The sequence below is a fragment of the Pseudomonas sp. FG98 genome, from assembly GCF_057808595.1.
In genome coordinates this window covers 14,464-37,456 of record NZ_JBMDIJ010000036.1, presented here as the reverse complement: position 1 = coordinate 37,456, position 22,993 = coordinate 14,464, and the positions used below count along the sequence as shown (strand labels likewise).

Here is a 22,993-nt window from a genome sequence, read left to right as displayed (position 1 = left end):
GTGTTCATTTGCCCGGGTGTACGGTCAGTGCCACCAGCTTGATCACGATCGGGCGCACCACCAGCACGCAGGCGAAGGCTACCGGCATGGCCAGTTGATAGGCCTTGAGCACGTTGCTCAGGTACTGCTCGCCGATTCCGCTGTTGGCAGCAGTGATCACGAAGCACATCAGCATGGCCATGATCGAGGACATATAGAAAGCGAAGACATAAGGCGTGGCGCGGGCGCCGAGCTTGCGGGGGCGGGTTGTGGCCTGTGATTGCATGCGACCCTCCTTCAGGGCTTGGGTGAGTCGGCGCAGGTTAGCAAGGCGCCTGGCGAGCAAGTAGACGGCCAAGGGTTAGGTCTTTATAAAGGAAAACTTACGAATCCTTTGGAGATCGCCCCGTGAACCTGCTCGGCCTGATCAAGAGCTTCATCAAGGTGGTCGAGGCCGGGAGCATTGCCGGCGGGGCGCGCAGCCTGGGGTTGAGCGCCGCAGCGGTAAGCCAGAACATCGCCCGGCTCGAGGCGCATCTGCAGGTGCGGCTGTTGTCGCGTACTACCCGCAGCATGGTGCTGACTCCCAGTGGCAGCCTGTACTACGACAAGGTCCGGCATATCGAGCGTGACCTGGAAGAGGCACAACTGGCCATCACCACGGCAGACAGCGAGCCGCGGGGCCGCTTGTGCATCGCCAGCACCTCGGCGTTCGGACGACATGTGCTGGCGCGCCTGATCCCGGAGTTCAGTGCGCTCTATCCCCATCTTTCAATCGAATTGCTTACGAGTGATGCCAAGGTCGATCACGCCCGGCAAGGGGTGGATGTCAGTCTGCGTATCACCCCGCAACTGGAGGATGGCCTGTTGGCCCGGCATATCGCCCAGGTGCCGTTCATCTGCTGCGCTTCGCCGGGCTACCTGGCCCGCGAGGGCTGGCCGCAAAGCCCCGAGGAACTCAAGCAGCGCCGCTGCCTGGTGTTCCGCTACCCGGTGGACGGGCGCTTTCTGCGCTGGGGCTTTGTTCGTGACGGGCTGCGTTTCGATGCCGAGTTCGGCGATGTGTTGATCAGCGACGATATCGATGTACTGGCGCAGATGGCCGTACGCGATGGCGGTATCAGCCGTCTCGCCGAGTTCGTCGCCCGGCCCTACCTGCAACGTGGCGAACTGGTGCCGTTGTTCGAGGAAGCGGGTGGTGGTCGCGCCTATGCCCAGACCGAGCCGATGGACGTCTACCTGTGCGTCACCGACCGCTTTGCCATGACGCCGAAGGTGCGTGCGTTCATGGACTTTCTCGTGGCCAGCTTGGGTAAGGACTGGAGGGTGAAAGGGCTCGTTTGAGGCTTTCGCTGATCATGGGGGGCAGGATAACGATCGATTTTAGTTGCGCAGCATAATTTAGCGTAACAGCTAATATGGATTTAGAGCTCCGAGGAAGTGATGGGAGCTATTGCCTTCGATCATTGCATAGCAGAGGACGCGACGATGGAACGTATTAGTTTGTGGGGTTACTGCGCGTTATTGATGGGAGTGCTGACAGGATGTGCAAACTCTCCTGGTCATGGGTCAGTTAGTCCGGGTTCCGGTGGTGTCGCTGCGGGCACTTCCTCAGGTTTTCGTGTGTTTAAGGGTGACTGTCTCAACACCCAGGCGTCGAACCTGAACCCTCTGCTGGTTCCGCTGCTGACCAATGTGGTTTCTGGTGGTTTGAAGGTTATCGGCACCGGTTTGAAGAAATATGGTGAAGATTCAGACGCTAGGTTTGCCTCGACATTGAACTTTGACAAGGGCGAAGACTTGAACGGATGTTTGCATGTGGTTTATGGCTCCGTTTTTACTGACTCAGCAGACTTCCTTGACTCAGCGGTCAAGCTGGAGGATATCTTGCCGCTACCCTGGTTGGCGGTGGCGCGCGCCAATGGGAGCCAAGGAGAACCAGCGCAGAAAGCCATTGCAAGGTTGCCAAATGTGATTGCCTCGGCAAAGCATAGTCTTGTTACAAGTGGTGCGATGCTGGCAGAAAAACCGAGTTTCTTTGCCGAGTTGAAAGCGGTCCGCTCTCCTGACGGCTCCAAGGTCGCCTTTCGCTTACGCGCTTTCTACTATGGAGAGCGTCTGGCTAAGGGATGGTTGCCCCGATCGAGTTCCAAGGCGGTCGTCCTCACAGTTGCCGGGTTTGATGCATCCAAGGCATTGCTCGACAATCTGAAGAGCGGATTTTCCGTGGTGCAATCGGATGTGCCTGTTGGGCAAGCGTGGGTGAATGCTGATTTGCTTTATCCAAATGGCGCCGGTGAGGGGCGAAATGCCTGGGACAGTCCTTGGTTTACCTTGCCAGCGGACAAGACCACACCCTTTACCGTAGTGGCTGGACTCCTGGAAACTACCGCAGGCAGCAAACTGCTCGGTGTGTTGGGGGCGGCGCTCGAAGGCTCGGCTGACACCACGGCAAAAAACCTGGTTGACTCGCTGGACTCCAGCAAGCGAGCGGTTGCGGAAGACGCGGCGAGAGTCGCTGATAATACGGCGAGAGCTAATGCCGCTAGCGCGGTTGTGAAAGCCATTGCCGACGTCGGCTTAGCCAAGGATGCCCATGATGCGTGCATCAGCACAATGGCATTGAAACCAGCAGCTTCCGCGAAAGTACAGAGGGATGCCATCCTCGCCTTCGCATCCGCGAGGGTCACTGCCGCCGCATCGATTTCTGCCGCCGAGCCACTGTTTTCACAAATGGGCATCCCTGTGACGTTCATTGATCAACCTGGCGATTGTGTGGTGTCGCAATGAATCTGTGTCAGAGGGTGGTCATCGGTGTTCTGGCAGGGGCAGTTATGGCTAATAGCCAAGCCTCGGTGATGAGCGCGGCGATGGTCGATAAGTCTTCCGATATCCTGATCAAAAACGGTAACAAGGCGAGGGAGGGCGAGTTCTCCGAGACTGTTGTGGTGGAGTTCAAAAGTGGCTCGGAACAGACGTTCTGCTCTGGAGTACTGGTTAGCCCGGATGCGGTACTAACAGCGGCTCACTGCGGTTACCGAAAGTTGGTGCCGGTACGGGTTACGGCGGCATCCACGTTGAGCCAGGCCTTAAGCCTTGGGGTTGAGGGTTATGCGAGGCATCCGGCCGTTGGTGTACCGGAAGTTCAGTCGGTTGGAGTCAATTCCTTTGTGGTTATGGATCCCGGGGCAGTCGCACAAGGACGCAACCTTGCTGGTCGCGATTTGATGGTGATCAAACTGAAAAAAGCGTTGATCTCTCCGGCCGTTCCGATTGCCATCTCTTCGCTGAGTGGGCTGGGCGAGGCAAGGTATGTGCGGATTGCCGGGTTCGGCAATGACGGTAAAGCTGGCACGGGCCGCAAATTGTACGCCGATGTGGAGGTCGTGTCGGCACGGTGCGGCGTGACACCGATACCCGGTGCGGAAAATTGTGAGCCCGGTCGGGAACTGTTCGCGCGGCATCCGCAGGGCTCGTTCGATTCCTGTCCCGGAGATAGCGGTGGGCCTGTCTACGTACGTAGCCAGTTCGCCCAGTACAGATTGGTCGGGATCACCTCTCGAGCCTCCGGATTGTCTGCACAATGTGGAGGGGGGACCATAGTGACGTTGCTCGACGCAGAGCGATTAGCCTGGATTCGCTCCCAAGTTGGAGTTCACGTGAATACGCAGGCTTTGAAACCTGAGCTTCCGCCTTGTGAGCCTCCGACTTGCTAGGTCAACTAACTCCACTGAGCTTTTATGGATACCCATGAAAAAACCGCCAACGAAGGCGGTTTTTTCATGCAGCCAGAAGCGAAATCAGAAGCGGTAGGTCAGGGACGCGCCCAGGCCGTGTGCACTGTTTTCGTATTTGGCCTGGTAGCCGGTCTGGTTGATCTTGGCGTCCTCTTCCCACAGGTAGGAGTAGGCCAGATCGATGGTCACGTCGTCGTTCGGGCTGTAGCCGGCGCCGAAGCTGATGATCTTGCGATCGCCAGTCGGGATGCGTGGCGAGCGGTTGACGTTGTTGGTTGGCGACTGGTCGACGGTGAAGCCGGTGCGCAGTACCCATTCCTTGTTCAGCTTGTAGGACGCGCCGATGGCATGGGCCCAGGTGTCGTGCCACTTCTGTTCTTCGCTGATGGTGCCGAAGGACGGTGCAAGGGCTGCCGGTACGCCGGTGTTCTGCACGGTGATGGCTTCCAGGCGGCTCCAGCGGGTCCAGGTGCTGCCCGCGTAGATCGTCCACTGGTCATCCAGTTCGTGGGTGATGGACAGGTCCACCGACTCCGGGGTCTTGATCTTCAGCGAGGCATCGAAGCTGCTGCCATTGAAAGGGCCGAAGCCGCGGCCAGCGATCTTGGTCTTGCCTTCGAGCTTGTAGTCGACCATCGAGTGGTAGGTCAGGCCGATGCGGGTGCTGTCGGTGGCCTGGACGAGGACACCGATGTTGTAGCCGATCGCGGTGTCGTCACCGGAGATCTTGACCTTGCCGTCACCTGCGAGGCTTGGAACGGCAGATTCCAGGGTGCCATCGATGCGGTTGATGGTCGGGCCGAAGCCGATGGACACCTTGTCGTTGAAGGCGTAGCTGACAGTCGGCTGCAGGGTGACGACCTGCACTTCGCTCTTGCTGCCATGGTAGCGGCCGGCAAAGCCGCTTTCGTAGTCGGTGACCAGGCCGAACGGCACGTACATGCCCAGGCCGACGCTCCAGTTGTCGTCGAGCGGCTTGACGTAGTAACCCATGGGTACGCCAACCACGGGAACCATGTCGCCGTCGTTGGAGCCGGCAACACCGCCGGTTTGCTTGATGTCGGTCTTGGCGATCACGGCAGCGCCGCCGACGGTGACTTGTTCACGCTTCAGCCGCGACATGCCGGCAGGGTTGCCGTACACGGTGCTGGCGTCATCGGCTGCAGAGGAACGGCCGGCAAAACCGGTGCCCATGCCGCTGATGCTTTGTTCGTTGAGCGCGAAACCGCTGGCAAGCAGGTGGGAAGAGGCCAGGGTTACGGCAATGGCGAGGGTGCTTTTGATGAGTGTGACTTTTTTCATTATTAGAACTCCAGAGGATCACCGGGCGGCAAATTACCAACATTTTTCGGACCGCGCTATAGGCCAGAACGCAGGAGATAGAGCGGTTTTGTAGGACAATCCGACCAGAGTTGGCAATTTATTCCGTTGGTTGTTGTAGTCGTTTTCCTAACATGCCTGATGTTCCACGGGGGCGATGCAGGCCTGCCAGGCCTGTGTGAAGTCGCGCAGCCGGCCTTGCGGCTGGAAAATCTGACGCCAGATTTTTGCCAGGCCGAGCAGGTCGTCGGCTTCCGGTAAACGAGGCGCCTGCTCTTCGATCAGCATCCATGCTATGGCGGTGGCGTAACGCAGATTCACCGTCAGTTCCAGGTGCGGGCCGTTGAGAAAAGCATGCTGACTAGCCAGACCGCGAACCAGACTCGCCAGTTCCGGGTCGCGGGCAAGAAAGTGATCCCAGATCGATTGGTGACGCACCTCGCCTATCCGGTACAGACCATGACCGCGGCGATCGTGAAGGGCGGCGCCGAGGGCCGACTGGCTGGCCGCCACGCCGAGCAGCAAGGCTTCGGCGCAGGGGCTGTGGCGGTCCAGGTAGATCAGCGTCGGCCGGATCACGTATTGGCTCAACTCGCTCGCGGCGATTCCCATGATGCCCTCGAACAGGAAGGTGGCCGGCGGGACGCTGGTGCTTGGCAGCAGGGTGGGTCGGGGTCAGGCCCGCCGGAAGCGGACAGGTCCGCTTGAGTTGAAGTGTAGTGTCATATTTCGGCTGTAAAGGGCTGTTTTTAAATCATTTCCGGCATTTCGTTATAGATCATATGCCGATCGGTACTTAACAGGCGGGGGCTTTTCAACGGATGCGAGAGGGTGGTGCAGATGGCAAAAGCCCCTCGAACGAGGGGCTTTGCGAGGTCTGGCCCATCAGGCGATCAGCGCCTGGCGGGTCCGGTCGATTACCGCCTGCAGCGGCTCGGCACGGTTGTATTGCTCGGGGTACAGGCGCTCGCTGTGCTGGGCGATGCCATGTTCATCGACCAGGGTGAAGCTGAAGCTGTTCTTGCGCGAGGCAAGGATGATGCAATTCAGCGGTGCGAAAGCCTGGGACAGGGTGCGGATGGCCGCTTGGGTATGGGCGTTGTGATTCATCATTGTTGGACGTTCCTGCATGAGATACGGCAAGTTTGAGCCGTATATATTTCAAACGTTCCAGTGACGCGGGCCTTTAAGGCCAAAATGCGGCAGAACCCCTGGAACAGGGCAGCCAGTGATGAGCGCAATAAAAAGGTGGCGCTGGGGCTGACTGGTAGATACTTCGGAAGACGGGCAACACACCAGGGCAATAGGTTCTGCGCCTCTGGGTGAGGATCCTGTTCAGTCTGCTGGTAGGGCTCGGCAGGGCGGTATGGATGTGCCTGGGGAGCTTTTCGGTTGGCGGGTCCTGGTTTCAACAGGATGGCCCTGTGAGTGGGAGGGCGATGCTGCAAGGACCGCTTTGGCCAGAATTGACTTTCAGCTTGGTAACTAACGGCGGCGAAGATACCGGCTTCCGTTGTCGCTGGCAAGTGATTTCATCGTTCTGCCGGCGAGCCGAGCATTATGTCGAGTTTGATCGTCTGTGGGAAGCCCCGTCTCTACCCGGCAACGGCCGCGATGGTGCGGTGGATCGCCTCGCTTTGGGGCGCTTGTACACACTTGGGGCGACTTGTGTCACATCTTTGTAATGCCCCTGCATAGCTCCCCCATTGACCGTTCCGATCCGACAAGTCAATGAAAAAAAACACTTTTTTTAGCTGGTGAAAAAATCGACAGTTTGAGCGCAGGCCCCATTCTACCGGGGTTTGCGGGGTGTCCGGAGCGGTTGTCCACTGAGTTATCCACAGCTTCTGTGGATTGTCCCGAGCGCTTGCTCTAGGACGGGCGTGCCAGCAAGTCGAAGGCTGTCGGACAATTCCTCACCCTGTGACTACTGGCTAAAAAATCACCTCGGAAAGGTCAAGAAAAAACATCAGAAATTTCTTAAAAAACTTCAGAAATGGCGCGAGCGGTCGTCGGAAAAATCAGATAGAGTGCGCGCCCCAAGAAGTGTCCTGCCTGTTTTTATGAAGTTTCGCGGTCGATCCACCGAGTCAAATCCTCCTGAAAACCCTCTCGTCGAACCCAGGCGCCTGTCCTTGAAGGTGGCCTTGTGGCTGCTCGACAGCCCGCGGCTGGGCGACAAACCCCAGGTCAAGCACTTCGCCGGACGCCTGCTCAAGCAACCGGCACGGGAGGGCGTGGTGGTGGCGCAAAGTCGCCTCGGGCAGATGCTCTGCCGCGATTGCGGTAATGCCCGCGATCGCCGCATCGGCCACGAGCTGCTGCGTCAGGCCGCCCGCGCTGGCGATCATCGCGCGCAACTGGAGCTGCGCCAATTGCTGCGCGACTGAGCAGCCGGACTGGTAAGCTCAGCGGGATTTTTTCCGAGGGATGAGCATGCTGTCGATGGTTGCAATGGATCTGACCAGCCTGGTGCTGGGTATGTTGCTGGCGGCGGTCCCCGCGACCGTGGTGCTGGTGCGCTGGCAGCGTCAGCACAGCGAGCGCCAGGCGCAATTGGCCTTGCAGGAAGAGCGTCTGAGCGGCGCCCTGCTGGCCCAGGAAGGCCTGCAGGCGCAACTGGACGCCAGCCGCGACGAAATCAGCGACCTCAGCCAGGCCAACAGCGCCAAGCAGGCCAGCCTGGCGGCCCAGGCCCGGGAACTGGACCTGCTGCAGATCGATCGCGACAACGCCCGCGACGCGGCCCATGCCTGGAATCTCGAACGCAGCGCCCGTGAAGCCGAGCTGCGTCGTCTTGACGCCCGTTGCGCTGCCCTTGACGCCGAACTGCGCGAGCAGCAGGACAGCCATGCGCAACGCCTCGCCGACCTGCAAGGCTCGCGGGATGAATTGCGCGCCCAGTTCGCCGAGATGGCGACGAAGATCTTCGACGAGCGCGAACAGCGTTTCGCCCAGACCAGCCAGCAGCACCTCGGCCAGTTGCTCGACCCGCTCAAGGAACGCATCCAGGCCTTCGAGAAACGCGTGGAAGAGAGCTACCAGCAGGAAGCCCGCGAGCGCTTCTCCCTGGGCAAGGAACTGGAGCGCCTGCAACAGCTCAACCTGCGCCTGAGCGACGAAGCAACCAACCTCACCCAGGCGCTCAAGGGCCAGAAGACCCAGGGCAACTGGGGCGAACTGATCCTGGAGAAGGTCCTCGAACACGCCGGCCTGGAAAAAGGCCGCGAGTACCAGACCCAGGTCAGCCTGAAGAGCGCCGATGGCGAGCGCTTCCAGCCCGACGTGCTGATCATGCTGCCCGGCGACAAGCAGGTGGTGGTGGACTCCAAGGTCAGCCTCACCGCCTACCAGCAGTTCATCGGCGCCAGCGAGGACGATGTTGCCCAGGCCGCCCTCAAGCAGCACGTGCACTCCCTGCGCAGTCACGTCAAAGGCCTGTCGAGCAAGGACTACAACCGCCTCGACGGCCTCACCAGCCTGGATTTCGTCCTGCTCTTCGTGCCCATCGAAGCGGCGTTCTCGGCGGCGTTGCAGGCCGAGCCGGGCCTGTTCCAGGAAGCCTTCGACCGGCAGATCGTCATCGTCAGCCCGACCACCCTGCTGGCCACCCTGCGGGTCATCGACAGCCTGTGGAAGCAGGAGCGGCAGAGCCAGAACGCCCGGGAAATCGCCGAACGCGCCGGCTGGCTGTACGACAAGTTCGTTCTGTTCATCCAGGACCTGGACGAGCTGGGCAATCGTCTGCAACAGGTGGACAAGGCCTATGCGGCGGCGCGCAACAAGCTCTGCGAAGGGCGCGGCAACCTGATCAGTCGCAGCGAGCAACTCAAGCTGCTCGGCGCCCGGGCCAGCAAGAGCCTGCCGGGCGATCTCCTGGAGCGGGCCATGGCCGGGGAGGGCAACCCGGCCAACGACGGGCTTATTGCACCAGGCTCAGATGGCGATTGAGCAGGGCACGCAGGGCCGCCGGCTTGACCGGCTTGCTGAGGAAGTCGAGGCCGGCGGCGTGGACCTTGGCCATGGTCTCGCCGTGACCGTCGGCACTGATCACCACCCCCGGCACCGGCTCGCCGAGACGGGTGCGTAGCCAGGCCATCAGTTCGGTGCCGATCTCGCCGTCGTCGAGGTGATAGTCCACCAGCGCCAGGTGCGGTCGCAGGCCCTTGTCCAGCAGCGCCGCGCACTCCTCGCGGTTGCGTGCGGTGGACACCTGGCAACCCCAGCGACTGAGCAGGCTGTTCATGCCGATCAGGATGCTGTCTTCGTTGTCCACGCACAGCACCTGCAGGCCCGCCAGCGGTTGTCCGGCCTGTTCCGGCGTCTTCACTGGCTCCGGCGTGCGGGCGGTGGCCAGCGGCACGCTGACGCGGAACACGCTGCCCTTGCCGGTCCACGAGCGCACTTCCAGCGGATGGCCAAGCACCTTGCACAGGCCGTCGGCGATCGCCAGGCCCAGGCCCAGGCCTTTCTCGGCGCGGGTCTGGTGGCTGTCGAGGCGCTTGAACTCTTCGAAAATCACTTGCAGCTTGTCGTCGGCGATACCTGGGCCGCGGTCCCAGACCTCCAGCCACAGGTGCTCCCGGCTACGCCGCACGCCCAGCAGGATCGGACTCTTGCCGTAGCGGAAGGCGTTGGTCAGGAAATTTTGCAGGATGCGCCGCAGCAGCTTCATGTCGCTCTGAACCCGCAGGCGGCTGCCGCGTACGCGGAAGTCCAGGCCCTGCTCGCGAGCCAGCACCTTGAACTCCGCGCCCAGGGTGTCGAACAGCTCGTTAAGGGCAAAGGGCTTGGCGTCCGGGGTGATCTTGCCGTTTTCCAGGCGCGAGATATCCAGCAGGTCACTGATCAGTTCTTCCGCCGAGCGCAGCGAACTGTCCATGTGCCGGACCAGTTGCTGGGCTTCCTCGGACAGCCCCTCGGCCTGGTGCGAGAGAGCAGCGGAGAACAGCCGCGCGGCGTTCAGCGGTTGCATCAGGTCGTGGCTGACGGCGGCAAGGAAACGGGTCTTGGATTTGTTCGCCGCCTCGGCATGGCTCTTCGCCTCGGTCAGCGCCAGGTTCAGTTGCGACAGCTCGCGGGTGCGCTCGGCGACCCGTTGTTCAAGGCTTTCGTTGGAGTCCTTGAGCAGCTGTTCGGCTTCGCGGAACGGGGTGATGTCGGTGAAGCTCATGACGAAGCCGCCGCCCGGCATCGGATTGCCGATCAGCTCGATAACCCGGCCGTTGGGGAACAGGCGCTCGGAGGTATGCGCGCGGCCCTGGCGCATCCAGTGCAGGCGCCGGGCCACATGGACCTGGGCCTCGCCGGGGCCGCACAGGCCGCGCTCGGCGTTGTAGCGGATGATGTCGGCGATCGGCCGACCGACGCTGATCAGCCCGTCCGGGTAGTTGAACAGCTCCAGGTAGCGGCGGTTCCAGGCTACCAGTCGCAGCGACTGGTCGACCACGCTGATGCCCTGGCTGATGTTCTCGATCGCGCCTTGCAGCAGGGCGCGGTTGAACTGCAGCACTTCCGAGGCTTCGTCGGCGATGCGCACCACGTCTTCCAGCTGCATGTCGCGGCCTTCGATGGCCGCCTTGACCACCGCCCGGGTCGACGAGGTGCCGAGCACACCTGCGAGCAGGCGCTCGGTGTGCTCGATCCATTCGCCGTCGGCGTTCTGGTTGGGGTTGAAGCCCTTGCCCTGGCGGTAGGCGAAACGGATAAAGCTCTGCCGCGCCCGTTCCTCGCCGACGAAACGTGCGGCCAGGTGCAGCAGGTCGTCGATCTGCACCGCCAGCAGCGAGCGGTTGCTCGGTCGCGAGCTGCTTTGCTGGCCGATGAAGCGCCCGGCCTGCCAGTGCTCGGTAACCCGCGTGCGCGAGAGGATCGAGACCCAGGCGAACACCGTGAAGTTGCCGGCCAGGGACAACACCACGCCCTGGGTCAGCGGGGTGATTGGTAGCCCCAGCGGATTGCCGTGCAGCCAGGCCAGGCCGGGGAACACTTCCAGCGGCCAGCCCAGGCTGTGGGCGGCGATCGGCAGGACCAGGGTGTAGAACCACAGGAAGGTACCGGTGGCGAGGCCGGCGAACACACCGCGACGGTTGGCCTGCTTCCAGTACAGCGCGCCGAGCATGGCGGGCGTGAGTTGGGTGACTGCGGCAAAGGCGATCTGGCCGATGGTCGCCAGGCTGGCGGTGGAGCCGAGCAGGCGGTAACTGACGTAGGCGAGCAGGAGGATGACCACGATGGTCACTCGGCGCACCGTCAGCATCCAGCTGCGGAAGGCCTCGAACGGGCGCTCGGCGTTGTTGCGGCGCAGCAGCCAGGGCAGCAGCATGTCGTTGGAGACCATGGTCGACAGCGCCACCGCCTCGACGATGACCATGCCGGTAGCCGCCGAGGCGCCACCGATAAACGCTAGCAGGGCCAGGCTCGGATGGGCCTCGGCCAGGGGCAGGCTGATGACGAAGGAGTCGGAAATCACCGTGCCGGGCAGGAGCATCTGTCCGGCCAGGGCAATCGGCACCACGAACAGCGCGGCCAGGGCCAGGTACATGGGGAATACCCAGCGCGCCAGGCGCATGTCCTGGGGCTCGATATTCTCCACCACGGTGACCTGGAACTGCCGGGGCAGGCAGATGATCGCCATCATCGCCACGCCGGTCTGGACGATCATCGACGGCCAGTTGATGGTCTCCTGCCAATAGCTGTCCAGCGCCGGGGCGACACGGGCCTGGCTGAACAGGTCGTCGAAACCGTCGTACAGGTTGAACACCACGAAAGCGCCGACGGCGAGGAAAGCCAGCAGCTTGACGATGGCCTCGAAGGCGATGGCCAGGACCATGCCGCGGTGGTGCTCGGTCACGTCCAGGCTGCGGGTGCCGAACACGATGGAGAACAGCGCCAGCACCAGCGAGATCACCAGGGCGGTGTCCTGCACCCGGCTGCCGGTGGCGTCGGCATTGGCGCCGATCAGCAGGTTGACGCCGAGGACGATGCCCTTGAGTTGCAGGGCGATATACGGCAGCACGCCGACCAGGCAGATCAGCGCCACCACCACTGCCAGGGTCTGCGACTTGCCATAGCGCGCGGCGATGAAGTCAGCGATGGAGGTGATGTTCTCCTGCTTGCTGATCAGCACCATCTTCTGTAGCACCCAGGGCGCGAAGATCAGCAGCAGCACTGGGCCCAGGTAGATCGGCAGGAAGGCCCAGAGCTGTTCGGCGGCCTGGCCGACCGCGCCGAAGAAGGTCCAGCTGGTGCAGTACACCGCCAGCGACAGGCTGTAGACCCAGGCACGCAGGCGCGGTGGCAGGGGCGTGCCGCGGCGGTCGCCGTAGAAGGCGATGGCGAACATGATGGCCATATAGACCAGGGCGACTCCCGCGATCAGCCCGCTGGACAACGACATGAAGACTCCGAACAGAAAAACCGTGCCGCCCTGGCGGGCAGCCACCTCGATCAATCAGTCTGGCATGCCGTCCGGGCTTCGTCAGCGCCGACCAAGGTCGCAGTGGCAGGGCGTCGCAGGCAAAGGGCATTGCAGACGCCTTACGGCGTATTTGGCCGGTCTTTTATCGGCAAAACCGATAACAGATAGAGAAAATAACCGTTATATGGATATAACTTTTGTTTGTATCGTTGTTTCCACCTCATGAGAGGACAGGAGACACACCGCCATGCCTTGCCAGACTGCTATCCATCCCTTGCGCCCCTTCAATCGCCTGACCCATCCGCGGGAAGTGATCCGCCAGTTCACCCCGAACTGGTTTGCCGTGGTCATGGGCACCGGCGTGCTGGCGCTGGCCTTGCCCCAGGCATTTGCCGGGCTGCATGGGCTGGCCGAAGGCTTGTGGTGGCTGGCCAGCGGACTCCTGGTGTTGTTCAGTCTGTTGTATGGCGCGCGCTGGCTGATGTTCTTCCACGAAGCGCGGCGGATCTTCGCTCACTCCACCGTGTCGATGTTTTTCGGCACCATTCCCATGGGGCTGGCGACGGTGCTTAACGGTGCACTGCTGTTCGCTTTGCCGCGCTTTGGCGACGGCCTCCTGCCCTGGATCGAAGCGCTGTGGTGGATCGACGTGGCCATGGCCCTGCTCTGCGGCGTGGCCATTCCGTTCCTGATGTTCACCCGCCAGGAACACAGCATCGACCAGATGACAGCGGTCTGGCTGCTGCCGGTGGTGGCGGCGGAAGTAGCGGCGGCCAGTGGTGGCCTGCTCGCGCCGCACCTGGCGGACAGCACGCGGCAGTTGCACATGCTGGTCACCAGCTATGTGCTGTGGGCGGTGTCGTTGCCGGTGGCGTTCAGCATCCTGACCATCCTCATCCTGCGCATGGCCCTGCACAAACTGCCGCCGGCGCACATGGCCGCGTCGAGCTGGCTGGCGCTGGGACCGATCGGCACCGGTGCCCTGGGCATGCTCCTGCTCGGCGGTGATGCGCCGGCGATCTTCGCCACCAACGGCCTGGCCGGTTTTGGCGAGACCGCCCGCGGGCTGGGTCTGATTGCCGGGATGGTGCTCTGGGGTTGCGGCTTCTGGTGGTTGCTGACGGCGCTGCTGATCACTCTCAAGCATGTGCACCAGGGCATGCCGTTCAACCTGGGCTGGTGGGGCTTCACCTTTCCGCTGGGGGTCTATGCATTGGCGACCCTGAAGCTGGGGAGCTGGCTGCATATCGGCTTCTTCCAGGTGATGGGCGAGGTGCTGGTGCTGGCGCTGGTGGGGATGTGGTTGCTGGTGGGCTGGCGCACGTTGTGCGGGGCCTGGCGCGGGGAGTTGTTCGTGTCTCCGTGCATCAAGTCGGCTTGAGGGCCTCATCGCCGGCAACGCCGGCTCCCACAGGTTCCGGGCCAGACGCATGATCCAGGCCCGACACAGAAACCTGTGGGAGCTGGCATTGCCAGCGATAGGGCCCTTTGGACTGGCCCCAGGAAAGGGTTATCCGGCAAAGTGTGGCTTTTCCCGCTTTCGGCGCCTCAAATAACCAACGCCCCGAACAGGTACACGGACGATGAGCCACACCTCCCAGTTCGCCTTGCTCAAGAAGCGCCGCTTCTTGCCCTTCTTCATTACCCAGTCCCTGGGTGCCTTCAACGACAACCTGTACAAGCAGTCGTTGATCCTGGCGATCCTCTACAAACTCAGCATCGGTGGCGACGGTTCGATGCTGGTCAACCTTTGCGCCTTGCTGTTCATCCTGCCGTTCTTCCTGTTTTCGGCACTGGCCGGGCAGTTCGGCGAGAAGTACGCCAAGGACGCGCTGATCCGCACCATCAAGCTGGCCGAGGTGGTGATCATGGCCATCGGCGCCGTCGGCTTCCTTTATAACCAGCTGTGGTTGCTGCTCCTGGCGTTGTTCGCCATGGGTACCCATTCGGCGCTGTTCGGGCCGGTGAAGTACTCGATCCTGCCCCAGGCCCTGCACGAGGACGAACTGGTCGGCGGCAACGGCCTGGTGGAGATGGGCACCTTCCTGGCGATCCTCGCCGGGACCATCGGCGCCGGGGTGATGATGTCCGCCAGTGGCTACGCGCCGGTGGTGGCCAGCGGTATCGTCCTCACCGCCGCCCTGGGCTATCTCGCCAGCCGCTTCATTCCTCGTGCCGCCGCCGCGTCGCCGGAACTGAAGCTGCAATGGAACATCTTTTCCCAGACCGCCGCGACCCTGCGCATGGGGCTCGGCCAGACCCCGGCGGTGTCCCGTTCGATCGTCGGCAACTCGTGGTTCTGGTTCGTCGGCGCCATCTACCTGACCCAGATTCCGGAATACGCCAAGCTCTGGCTGCACGGCGATGAAACCGCAGTCACCCTGGTCCTGACCCTGTTCTCGGTGGGTATCGCCCTGGGCTCGCTGCTCTGCGAACGTCTCAGCGGGCGCAAGGTGGAAATCGGCCTGGTGCCCTTCGGCTCTTTCGGCCTGACCCTGTTCGGCCTGCTCTGGTGGTGGCACTCCGGGGATATCCCGGCCGCCGCCGCGCCTTACGACTGGATGGCGCTGCTGGGCATGAGCCAGGCCTGGTGGATCCTGCTGTCGATCGTCGGCCTTGGCGTGTTCGGCGGCTTCTACATCGTGCCGCTGTACGCGCTGATCCAGGCGCGTACCCCGGAGGACCAGCGGGCCCGGGTGATCGCCGCCAACAACATCCTCAACGCCTTGTTCATGGTGGTCTCGGCCATCGTCACCATCGTCCTGCTCGGCGTGGCCGGGCTGGAGATTCCGCAGCTGTTCCTGGTGGTGTCGCTGCTCAACATCGCGGTCAACGCCTACATCTTCAAGATCGTCCCCGAGTTCAGCATGCGCTTCATGATCTGGCTACTGAGCCATTCCATGTACCGGGTCAAGCACCGCGACCTGGAGCGGATTCCCGACGAGGGCGCGGCGCTGCTGGTGTGCAACCACGTGTCCTTCGTCGATGCGCTGCTGATCGCCGGGGCGGTGCGCCGGCCGATGCGGTTCGTCATGTACTACCGGATCTACAACCTGCCGGTGCTCAACTTCATCTTCCGTACCGCCGGGGCCATTCCCATCGCCGGGCGCAACGAAGACCGCGCCACCTACGACCAGGCGTTCGAGCGCATCGCCCGCTATCTGGAGGAGGGTGAGCTGGTGTGCATCTTCCCGGAAGGCAAGCTGACCGGGGATGGCGAGATCGACGAGTTCAAGGGCGGGGTCAAGCTGATCCTGCAACGCACCCCGGTGCCGGTGATCCCGCTGGCGCTGCAAGGGTTGTGGGGCAGTTTCTTCAGCCGCGATCCGGCCAAGGGCTTTTTCCGCCGCTTCTGGTCGCGGGTGACCCTGGTGGCCGGCGCCGCGATTCCTGGCGAGGAAGCGGAGCCGGCGCTGTTGCGTGAGCGGGTAGGGGCGTTGCGCGGAGAAGTCCGCTAGCGGTTTGAGCGAAGAAGGTCAGCTGGCGCTGACCTTCAGGCCAATCAGCCCGGCGACGATCAGCGCAACGCTGACCAGGCGCACCAGGGCCATGGATTCGCCGAACAGGATGATCCCGGCGATCACCGTGCCCACGGCGCCGACGCCGGTCCAGATGGCATAGGCGGTACCCAGCGGCAGTTCCTTCATGGCCAGGCCAAGCAGGCCGAGGCTGATGGCCATGGCGGCGACGGTAAGGACGGTGGGGAGGGGGCGGGTAAAGCCGTCGGTGTACTTCAGGCCGACCGCCCAGCCGACTTCGAAAAGGCCGGCGAAAAACAGAATGATCCAGGACATGCTCGAATCTCCATCAGGGTGATGGGGCCGTCCCCGGGTGTTCACGCGCAGCGTCGCGAGGCCGTCCTCGCAGTGGCGCTATGGTGCACCGTTCTGGTGCCTTGAGCAAATCCGGGGGCCGCTTTGCGGCCCATCGCCGGCAACGCCGGCTCCCACAGGATTCATGTGCACCGCCGACCCTTGTGGGAGCCGGCGTTGCCGGCGATGGACCGCAAAGCGGTCCCGGAGATGTCAGATCCCCTGCGGAATCTCCTCGCCACCCAGTGCCTCGAACAGCGCCGGGAGGAACTCGGTGAAGGTCAGCATCATCAGGGTGAAGCTGGCATCCAGTTGGCCCAGCGCTTCCTCGCCGCCGTCTTCCTCGGCCTGGTCGGTCAGCAGTTCCTCGAACTTCAGGCGCTTGATCACCGTCTTGTCGTCCAGCACGAAGGACAGCTTGTCCTGCCAGGCCAGGGCCAGCTGGGTGACCTGCTTGCCGGTGCCCAGGTGCATCTGGATTTCTTCGCTGGTCAGGTCCTGGCGCTTGCAGCGGACGATGCCGCCGTCCTCGTGGGTGTCGCGCAGTTCGCATTCGTCGAGGACATGGAAGTCCGGGGCAGCCTGCTGGTTCTTCACCCAGTCGGTCATGGTCGCGCTTGGCGCGATCTTCACCGTCACCGGACGCACCGGCAGCGAGCCCATCACTTCACGCAGGGTCGACAGCAGGTCTTCGGCGCGCTTGGCGCTGGCCGAGTTGACCAGGATCAGGCCGAGCTTCGGCGCGATGGCGGCGAAGATCATTGCCCGGCGAATAAAGGCACGCGGCAGGAAGGCCTGGACGATCTCGTCCTTGATCTGGTCGCGTTCCTTCTTATAGACCTTGCGCATCTGCTCGGCCTCGATCTCCTCGACCTTCTCCTTGACCGCATCGCGCACGACGCTGCCAGGCAGGATGCGTTCTTCCTTGCGTGCGGCGATCAGCAGGAAGTCACCGCTGACATGCACCAGGGGAGCGTCCTCGCCTTTGCCGAACGGGGCGACGAAGCCGTAGGTGGTCAACTCCTGGCTGGCGCACGGGCGGGCGGGCTTGCTGGCCAGTGCGGCTTCCAGTGCTTCGGCATCGAACGGAATGTCCTGGGTCAGGCGGTAGCTCAGCAGGTTTTTGAACCACATGGGGCGGATCTCTCCTCTCTATATAAGGGGGGCATTATTCTCCGGCTGATGCTTCCAGGCCAAGTCCGCTAAGTCGTTGGAACGCCTGAAAATTTTTTTTCAAAAAGTGCTTTACAGAGTGTGGGGTGCTCCGTAGAATGCGCGCCACACCGAGACGATGGGTGATTAGCTCAGCCGGGAGAGCATCTGCCTTACAAGCAGAGGGTCGGCGGTTCGATCCCGTCATCACCCACCACTTCTCAGTGTTACGCGCAGCGGTAGTTCAGTCGGTTAGAATACCGGCCTGTCACGCCGGGGGTCGCGGGTTCGAGTCCCGTCCGCTGCGCCATATTTAGCTTCCAGGGCCCACTGAACACCCGGAAGCAACAGAGAAAGCGACCTTAGGGTCGCTTTTTTTGTTTCTGTCGTTCGTCCAGAATCCACCAGCGCGCTGGTATCCCTTGCCAGCTTCCCTTTCTGAGCAAGAGATCGACCATGCAGGACGCCAGTGTTTCTCCCGCCCCGTTGCTGGGCATCGACCTCGGTACCACCAACAGCCTGATCGCCGTCTGGCGCGATGGCCGCGCCCAATTGATTCCCAACGCCCTTGGCGAAGTGCTGACCCCGTCGGTGGTCAGCGTCGACGAAGACGGCAGCATTCTCGTTGGCCGCGCCGCTCGCTCGCGACTGACCACCCATCCGCAGCGCACTGCCGCAGCCTTCAAGCGTTTCATGGGCAGTGACAAGCGGTTCGAACTGGGCAGCCAGTCCTTCAGCCCGGAAGAGCTCTCGGCTCTGGTGCTGGGTGCGCTGAAACAGGACGCCGAAGCCCATCTCGGCGTTGCGGTCAGCGAGGCGGTGATCTCCGTGCCGGCCTATTTCAGCGACGAGCAACGCAAGCGCACCTGCTTCGCCGCCGAACTGGCCGGGCTCAAGGTGCAGCGCCTGATCAACGAACCGACTGCCGCGGCCATGGCCTACGGCCTGCACGAACAGAAATTCGAGCGCACGCTGATCTTCGACCTGGGTGGCGGCACCTTCGACGTCACGGTGCTGGAATACTCCCTGCCGCTGATCGAAGTGCATGCGTCCACCGGCGACAACTTCCTTGGCGGCGAGGACTTTACCGAAGCCTTGCTGCAAGCCTGCCTCAAGGACTGGCAACTCGATGTCCAGGCCATCGAACCGCAGGCCCTGGCCACCCTGTACGACTCACTCGAACAGCTCAAGTGCCGGCTGGCCCAGGGGCCGCAATCGCTAAGCTGGAAAGGCGCGGACAGTGTTCGCGAGTGGCAACTGGACGAGGCCCGTGCCCAGTCGATCTGGGCGCCGTTGCTGGCCCGCCTGCGCGCCCCGATCGAACAGGCCCTGCGCGATGCCCGCCTGAGCCCGCGAGATCTCGACAGCCTGGTATTGGTCGGCGGCGCTACGCGTATGCCGGCGGTGCAGCAGATGGTCGCCACCCTGTTTGGCCGCCTGCCGTACCGGCACCTGGACCCGGATACCATCGTCGCCCTCGGCGCTGCCAGCCAGGCGGCCTGCAAGGCGCGGGACGCCGCGATCGAAGAACTCATCCTCACCGATGTCTGCCCCTATACCCTGGGGATTTCCTCCATGCGCGGCGAAGACGTGCGCGGGGCCTTTTCGCCGATCATCGAGCGCAACACGGTGATCCCGACCTCGAAGGTGCAGCGGTTCTACAGTACCCACGTCGAGCAGAAGATCATCCGCATCGAGGTCTACCAGGGCGAGCGCCCCTGGGTTCGCGACAATATCTTCGTCGATGCCTTCGAGGTGCCGCTGCCCCAGGTCGGTCGCCTGCAAGACATCGACGTGCGTTTCAGCTACGACATCAACGGCCTGCTGGAAGTGGACGTGACCCTGCTGGAAAGTGGCGAACGTCATAGCCACAGCATCGACCGCAGCCCCACCGGCCTGGACGAGGAGGCGCGAGCCAACAGCCGCGCGCGCCTCGCCGGGCTGAAGATCCATCCCCGCGACACCTTGCCCAACCGCGCCCTCAGTGCTCGTCTGGAGCGGGCCTGGATGCACAGCCTGGGCGAGGAACGCGAGCTTATCGGGGCCTGGCTGGACGAGTTCAATGCAGTACTCGCCAGCCAGCGGGCCGATGAGATCACCAGCCGTCGCCAGTCCCTTTCGCGGCTTCTCGACGAGCTCGGCGTTTAGGTTTCAGCGGTCGCAACAGGTTTTGCAGACCGTCGACGAGGCGCTTTTTGCCTCGCACGGTCGGCGGCATGCCAAAGTTGTTGGGCAGCACGTCACCCGGTGAAACCAGCAGCAGGAACAGGTTGAAGGGTATCGCCGGGACGATCAGGCACATGATCAGCAAGGTGCCCGCGCCTTGCCCGCGGTCATGCAGGCGCCGCAGGCAGCTACTCAGCACACCGAGCAGCGCGACGAGCATGCCCAGGCCGGCAAATTCTTTCGGCAAGCGGATCAGCAGCAGGCCGAGCAGGCACCAGTAGACCAGCATCAGGGCGAACGCGCCGCGGCCAAGACGGCTCTTGAGCTTCCAGAACTCCCAGAATTCGGCCTCCACATCCTGGTTTTTCAGGCCGTAGAGGCGTTCCACCAGCGCCAGCAAGGCGGTCACCGCCAGGCGCAGGCCCTGGGCGATCTGCGGGTCGTCCTTGGCTACCTGCAGGCTGGTCAGGGTCTTGATATCCGGGAGCATGCCCTTGTCGCCCGCCATCCTTGCCAGCACCTCCTGGACCCGCCAGAACGTATCGTCATCCAGCCCCTGGTTTTTCAGGGCCCGGGCTTGCGGACGGATGAGGATGCCCTTGGGCAGGCTGCTGCGGAATTCCTCGAACCAGGGATCCGGATGGTCCACGCCCTGCATGCAGTCGCGCAGGTACTGCCGATCCTCCGGGTGCAGGTGGGGATCGCTGTAGAGCACGCCCCAGAACAGCATCATGCTGTACGGCTCGTCGGCGAACGCCTGGGGATCGTCGACGAAGTGCCTGAACAGCACCGGGGTCTCGGGATAGCGCGGACTGTCCAGGGCGCTTTGCACGGTGCAGAGCACCTCGGTCAGGCGCAGTTGCACCAGGTTGCCCGGATCCAGGCGTGCCAGAAGGGCTTCGAGAGGCGCCTGCCGTTCCAGCCAGCTCGCCAGCAGATCACGGGTGGCCGCGAACGGGTGACCCGGCGGATAGTCCAGATTGCCCAGCAGGCTTGGCGTGATCAGTTCCAGCCAGCGCTGCGGTTGCTCCATCAGGGCCAGGATGAACAAATGCCGGGCATACCATTGCCAGGGGTCTTGCTCCATGGGCAGTTGCAACCCGGCTACCGCCAGGCGCATCTGCTGGACCAGGGCGAAAGGCGCCGGCGACAGCTGTTGGATATGGAAATGCTCGACTATCCGTTGCAGCGCGCCTCCGTCATAGGCGCGCAGGCGCACCAGCCATTCGCCACAGGCCTGTGGCGCGTGGCCTTCTTCCAGTTGCGCGGGCAGGGGCGGCGACTCCTCGTCGCTCTCGATCCACTGCTTCAGCGCACGGGGAACCGGCGCCTGTTCCAGCCACGCCAGCTGTTGGCGGGCCTGGCGGCGAAACCCGGCGAGGATCAGTTCGTCGAGCGGTTGGTCGCTGGCCGGGCTGGCGACGATCTGCTGCAACAAGGCGATATCGCCGCGCTGCAGGGCCCAGGCCTGGCGATACAGGTGTTGCAGATCTGGTTGTGGATGCTCGTCCAGCAGCCAGGCCAATAGCGGCAGTTCCTGGTCGCTGTCGATGCGCCAGTCGACATAGGTGGCGGCGATGCCTCCGTCGATGCTGCGCTTGGCTGCGAACCAGCGGCTCAGGGTTTCCGGGGCCTGGGCGTTGCTGCCATAGACTTGTGCCTGGTCAGTGAGGTCGTCCGGCCATTGCAGCGTCTCCTCCTGGAAGTCCAGGGCCTGGATCAGCAAGGGCAGGAGCTCCGGCTGCATGCCGTAGCACAGGTCGAGGAGATGGCGTGGCGCTTGCGGATGATGGTGCTTGCGGTGCAACAGGCTCCAGTACCGCAGGGCCAGTTCACCTAGGTTCAGCAGGCTGCTCTGCACGGCCAGCAGGTACAGCAGGTCGAGGTCATCGGGATGTGCATGCCATTCGTCCATGCACCACTCGAACAGATCGGGCAGGCCGATCCCCGCCTGGCTGCACTGGAGCAGCAAGCGCCGGGGCAGGGCGTCGTCCTTGGGCAACGGCAGGCACAGGTGCTGGCTGGCGAAGGCCTCGTACTCGAACAGCGGTCGTTCGTTGTACAGGTACTCCAGGGTGTGCAGGTACCACAGGGTTTCCTGCTGGGCGACGCCGGGCCAGTTGTTGATCAGGTGGCAGGGGACCAGGTCGGGCTCTTCGAGGCGGGCCAGGAATGCTTCGATATCCTGGGCCTGTTCAAAATCCAGACGCAGCAGTTGCTGCAACCAGGCCAGGCGCCGGGCCAGCGGACGCACGCATTCGTTGGACAGGATGCCGTTGCCGCGCACGGCCTCCAGCAGCGGCCAGCTGATATCTTCCAGCGCCTCCAGCGGCAGCAGGTCGAGTTGCTGGATGAACGCCTCCCAGGCCTGGGGATTGAAGCGGCGGGTGCTGTCCTTCAGCAATTCGGCGAACTGGTCCAGCGTCGCCTGGGCCAGGCTGACATCGCGTTCGGCGGGGGCTTCCTGCTCCGTTTCTCGGGCATGGCGCAGCGCGGTTTCATAGGCTTCGCGCAGGGCCTGGAAACCCTCGGGATCGGTTTCCGGATGATGCTCCGGCAGACGTGCCCGATAGGCACCCCGAATAGCGTTCTGGTCTTTGGTCGGTTCGATACCAAGGCGGATCCAGCAAGTCATGACCAGGTCCCTTCTTCAATCGATGCCGGCTGTTCCGGCAGGTCCAGCGGCAGGTGCCAGGGCAGGTCGGCCAAGGGGGCATTGCCGGCGTTGCTCAGGTTGGCCACCAGGTTCTGGTTCCAGCGTTCGCTGCCCTGGCGTTCCAGTTGCTGGAGCAGGTGCTCATCGGGCAGGTCCGAACAGTTCCACAGGCTGCGCCCGATCACGAAACCGGCGAGGTAGGCCGGCCAACTGTTGTAGTAATGGCGCGCGCGCAGGGCCAGGCGACCGTGCAGCCAGAGGCTTTCGTCGAGGTTGAGCCAGCCGTTGCGTACCCCGCAGCGCAGCAGGAACCCCATGCGCCCCAGGTCCCAGGCGCGGGTGCCACCGTAGCCGCAGTCGAGCAAGGTGCGCGCGGCATAGTCGTGGAGGATCCGCTGGCGCCGGTCCAGGTGTTCGAGGCGTGCTTGCCACTGGCTCGGCAGGTCGCGCTGGTAGTGCCAGTAGGCAGCATTGAGTTCGCTGGCGTGACCGTTGTCGGCCATCGGCAGAATGTCGAGCAACTGCTGGCGGTCGGCGATGTTCCACGAGCTTTGCAGGTCGATCTGGCGCTCGTCGTCGAAGTAGCGTGGCGAGGTGTAGCTGGCGCCGTTCAGCGCAGCCATTGGTGCGGACAGGGCATGCAGCCAGCGCTGTTCGATTTCTTCCATGAAGCACTCCGGAGGCGGGGCGACGGGCCATGCCCGCCGGGACTGCGCGGATTGTAATGATCCGGCCAATGGCCAGCAATGAC

The 22,993-nt window shown here is 62.9% G+C and carries 16 protein-coding genes, 2 tRNA genes and 1 pseudogene; 10 read left to right on the top strand and 9 right to left on the bottom strand.

Going from position 1 to position 22,993, the window contains the following annotated elements; translation table 11 throughout:
* Positions 1 to 4 precede the first annotated feature (4 nt).
* Complete coding sequence (locus tag ACODSK_RS19830; protein WP_489018451.1) at positions 5 to 265, bottom strand: DUF2798 domain-containing protein; 261 nt, start codon at positions 263 to 265, stop codon at positions 5 to 7.
* Between the two features lie 122 nt (positions 266 to 387).
* Between ACODSK_RS19830 and ACODSK_RS19825 the strand changes: the two genes are divergently transcribed.
* The 3 genes from ACODSK_RS19825 (at position 388) to ACODSK_RS19815 (ending at position 3,695) form a co-directional block, all read left to right on the top strand.
* The gene (locus ACODSK_RS19825; protein ID WP_489018449.1) at positions 388 to 1,323 is read left to right on the top strand and encodes a LysR family transcriptional regulator; all 936 of its coding nucleotides are present in this window, start codon (positions 388 to 390) and stop codon (positions 1,321 to 1,323) included.
* A 144-nt stretch (positions 1,324 to 1,467) separates the two neighbouring features.
* A complete protein-coding gene (locus ACODSK_RS19820; protein WP_489018447.1) occupies positions 1,468 to 2,769 on the top strand; it encodes a hypothetical protein in 1,302 nt (433 codons plus the stop codon).
* Positions 2,766 to 3,695 carry a S1 family peptidase gene (locus ACODSK_RS19815; RefSeq protein ID WP_489018445.1) on the top strand — a complete coding sequence of 310 codons (930 nt, stop codon included), beginning with the start codon at positions 2,766 to 2,768 and terminating at the stop codon, positions 3,693 to 3,695. The genes ACODSK_RS19820 and ACODSK_RS19815 overlap by 4 nt, the downstream gene beginning before the upstream one ends.
* 84 nt (positions 3,696 to 3,779) lie before the next feature.
* Here the strand turns inward: ACODSK_RS19815 and ACODSK_RS19810 are convergent, their stop codons facing one another.
* The 3 genes from ACODSK_RS19810 to ACODSK_RS19800 form a co-directional block, all read right to left on the bottom strand.
* On the bottom strand, positions 3,780 to 5,018 hold the full coding sequence (locus ACODSK_RS19810; protein ID WP_489018443.1) for an OmpP1/FadL family transporter: 1,239 nt from the start codon (positions 5,016 to 5,018) through the stop codon (positions 3,780 to 3,782).
* A gap of 147 nt (positions 5,019 to 5,165) precedes the next feature.
* Positions 5,166 to 5,648, bottom strand: coding sequence for a hypothetical protein (locus ACODSK_RS19805; protein ID WP_489018441.1), 483 nt, complete (start codon positions 5,646 to 5,648; stop codon positions 5,166 to 5,168).
* Positions 5,649 to 5,921: 273 nt separating this feature from the next.
* The gene (locus tag ACODSK_RS19800) at positions 5,922 to 6,146 is read right to left on the bottom strand and encodes a hypothetical protein (RefSeq protein ID WP_489018499.1); all 225 of its coding nucleotides are present in this window, start codon (positions 6,144 to 6,146) and stop codon (positions 5,922 to 5,924) included.
* Positions 6,147 to 7,099: 953 nt separating this feature from the next.
* Between ACODSK_RS19800 and ACODSK_RS19795 the strand changes: the two are divergent.
* Together ACODSK_RS19795 and ACODSK_RS19790 are read left to right on the top strand one after the other, a co-directional pair.
* A pseudogene (locus ACODSK_RS19795) lies at positions 7,100 to 7,414 on the top strand (sel1 repeat family protein); the annotation flags it as partial.
* Positions 7,415 to 7,481: 67 nt separating this feature from the next.
* Positions 7,482 to 8,987 (top strand): DNA recombination protein RmuC, encoded by a 1,506-nt coding sequence (locus ACODSK_RS19790; RefSeq protein WP_489018439.1) that lies wholly within the window; start codon positions 7,482 to 7,484, stop codon positions 8,985 to 8,987.
* Here the strand turns inward: ACODSK_RS19790 and ACODSK_RS19785 are convergent.
* A complete protein-coding gene (locus tag ACODSK_RS19785) occupies positions 8,959 to 12,435 on the bottom strand; it encodes a PAS domain-containing hybrid sensor histidine kinase/response regulator (protein ID WP_489018437.1) in 3,477 nt (1,158 codons plus the stop codon). The genes ACODSK_RS19790 and ACODSK_RS19785 overlap by 29 nt on opposite strands.
* A gap of 268 nt (positions 12,436 to 12,703) precedes the next feature.
* On the opposite strand from ACODSK_RS19785, the gene ACODSK_RS19780 reads away from it, so the two are divergent.
* Complete coding sequence (locus ACODSK_RS19780) at positions 12,704 to 13,837, top strand: TDT family transporter (protein WP_489018435.1); 1,134 nt, start codon at positions 12,704 to 12,706, stop codon at positions 13,835 to 13,837.
* Positions 13,838 to 14,039: 202 nt separating this feature from the next.
* Positions 14,040 to 15,914 carry an MFS transporter gene (locus tag ACODSK_RS19775; protein ID WP_489018433.1) on the top strand — a complete coding sequence of 625 codons (1,875 nt, stop codon included), beginning with the start codon at positions 14,040 to 14,042 and terminating at the stop codon, positions 15,912 to 15,914.
* Between the two features lie 18 nt (positions 15,915 to 15,932).
* On the opposite strand, the gene sugE is transcribed toward ACODSK_RS19775, so the two are convergent.
* Together sugE and rdgC are read right to left on the bottom strand one after the other, a co-directional pair.
* On the bottom strand, positions 15,933 to 16,250 hold the full coding sequence (gene sugE / locus ACODSK_RS19770; protein WP_476743836.1) for a quaternary ammonium compound efflux SMR transporter SugE: 318 nt from the start codon (positions 16,248 to 16,250) through the stop codon (positions 15,933 to 15,935).
* Between the two features lie 231 nt (positions 16,251 to 16,481).
* Positions 16,482 to 17,402: a recombination-associated protein RdgC gene (rdgC, locus tag ACODSK_RS19765; protein WP_489018431.1), complete on the bottom strand. Its 921-nt coding sequence runs from the start codon at positions 17,400 to 17,402 to the stop codon at positions 16,482 to 16,484.
* Between the two features lie 159 nt (positions 17,403 to 17,561).
* On the opposite strand from rdgC, the gene ACODSK_RS19760 reads away from it, so the two are divergent.
* The 3 genes from ACODSK_RS19760 (at position 17,562) to ACODSK_RS19750 (ending at position 19,568) form a co-directional block, all read left to right on the top strand.
* Positions 17,562 to 17,637: transfer RNA gene (locus tag ACODSK_RS19760), tRNA-Val, on the top strand.
* A gap of 16 nt (positions 17,638 to 17,653) precedes the next feature.
* Positions 17,654 to 17,730: transfer RNA gene (locus ACODSK_RS19755), tRNA-Asp, on the top strand.
* A gap of 146 nt (positions 17,731 to 17,876) precedes the next feature.
* Entirely contained in the window at positions 17,877 to 19,568 is a 1,692-nt protein-coding gene (locus ACODSK_RS19750; protein ID WP_489018429.1) for an Hsp70 family protein, read from the top strand.
* Here the strand turns inward: ACODSK_RS19750 and ACODSK_RS19745 are convergent.
* Both ACODSK_RS19745 and ACODSK_RS19740 read right to left on the bottom strand, forming a co-directional pair.
* Positions 19,516 to 22,221 (bottom strand): molecular chaperone DnaJ, encoded by a 2,706-nt coding sequence (locus ACODSK_RS19745; protein ID WP_489018428.1) that lies wholly within the window; start codon positions 22,219 to 22,221, stop codon positions 19,516 to 19,518. The genes ACODSK_RS19750 and ACODSK_RS19745 overlap by 53 nt on opposite strands.
* Complete coding sequence (locus tag ACODSK_RS19740; protein WP_489018427.1) at positions 22,218 to 22,910, bottom strand: DUF1266 domain-containing protein; 693 nt, start codon at positions 22,908 to 22,910, stop codon at positions 22,218 to 22,220. The genes ACODSK_RS19745 and ACODSK_RS19740 overlap by 4 nt, the downstream gene beginning before the upstream one ends.
* Positions 22,911 to 22,993: the final 83 nt, after the last annotated feature.

Bases quoted from the DNA above. Each gene is read 5' to 3' on its own strand.
- ACODSK_RS19830 (WP_489018451.1), bottom strand. From the start codon at position 265: ATGCAATCACAGGCCACAACCCGCCCCCGCAAGCTCGGCGCCCGCGCC.
- ACODSK_RS19820 (WP_489018447.1), top strand. From the start codon at position 1,468: ATGGAACGTATTAGTTTGTGGGGTTACTGCGCGTTATTGATGGGAGTG.
- ACODSK_RS19815 (WP_489018445.1), top strand. From the start codon at position 2,766: ATGAATCTGTGTCAGAGGGTGGTCATCGGTGTTCTGGCAGGGGCAGTT.
- ACODSK_RS19810 (WP_489018443.1), bottom strand. From the start codon at position 5,018: ATGAAAAAAGTCACACTCATCAAAAGCACCCTCGCCATTGCCGTAACC.
- ACODSK_RS19805 (WP_489018441.1), bottom strand. From the start codon at position 5,648: ATGGGAATCGCCGCGAGCGAGTTGAGCCAATACGTGATCCGGCCGACG.
- ACODSK_RS19800 (WP_489018499.1), bottom strand. From the start codon at position 6,146: ATGAATCACAACGCCCATACCCAAGCGGCCATCCGCACCCTGTCCCAG.
- ACODSK_RS19790 (WP_489018439.1), top strand. From the start codon at position 7,482: ATGGTTGCAATGGATCTGACCAGCCTGGTGCTGGGTATGTTGCTGGCG.
- ACODSK_RS19785 (WP_489018437.1), bottom strand. From the start codon at position 12,435: ATGTCGTTGTCCAGCGGGCTGATCGCGGGAGTCGCCCTGGTCTATATG.
- ACODSK_RS19780 (WP_489018435.1), top strand. From the start codon at position 12,704: ATGCCTTGCCAGACTGCTATCCATCCCTTGCGCCCCTTCAATCGCCTG.
- ACODSK_RS19775 (WP_489018433.1), top strand. From the start codon at position 14,040: ATGAGCCACACCTCCCAGTTCGCCTTGCTCAAGAAGCGCCGCTTCTTG.
- sugE (WP_476743836.1), bottom strand. From the start codon at position 16,250: ATGTCCTGGATCATTCTGTTTTTCGCCGGCCTTTTCGAAGTCGGCTGG.
- rdgC (WP_489018431.1), bottom strand. From the start codon at position 17,402: ATGTGGTTCAAAAACCTGCTGAGCTACCGCCTGACCCAGGACATTCCG.
- ACODSK_RS19750 (WP_489018429.1), top strand. From the start codon at position 17,877: ATGCAGGACGCCAGTGTTTCTCCCGCCCCGTTGCTGGGCATCGACCTC.
- ACODSK_RS19745 (WP_489018428.1), bottom strand. From the start codon at position 22,221: ATGACTTGCTGGATCCGCCTTGGTATCGAACCGACCAAAGACCAGAAC.
- ACODSK_RS19740 (WP_489018427.1), bottom strand. From the start codon at position 22,910: ATGGAAGAAATCGAACAGCGCTGGCTGCATGCCCTGTCCGCACCAATG.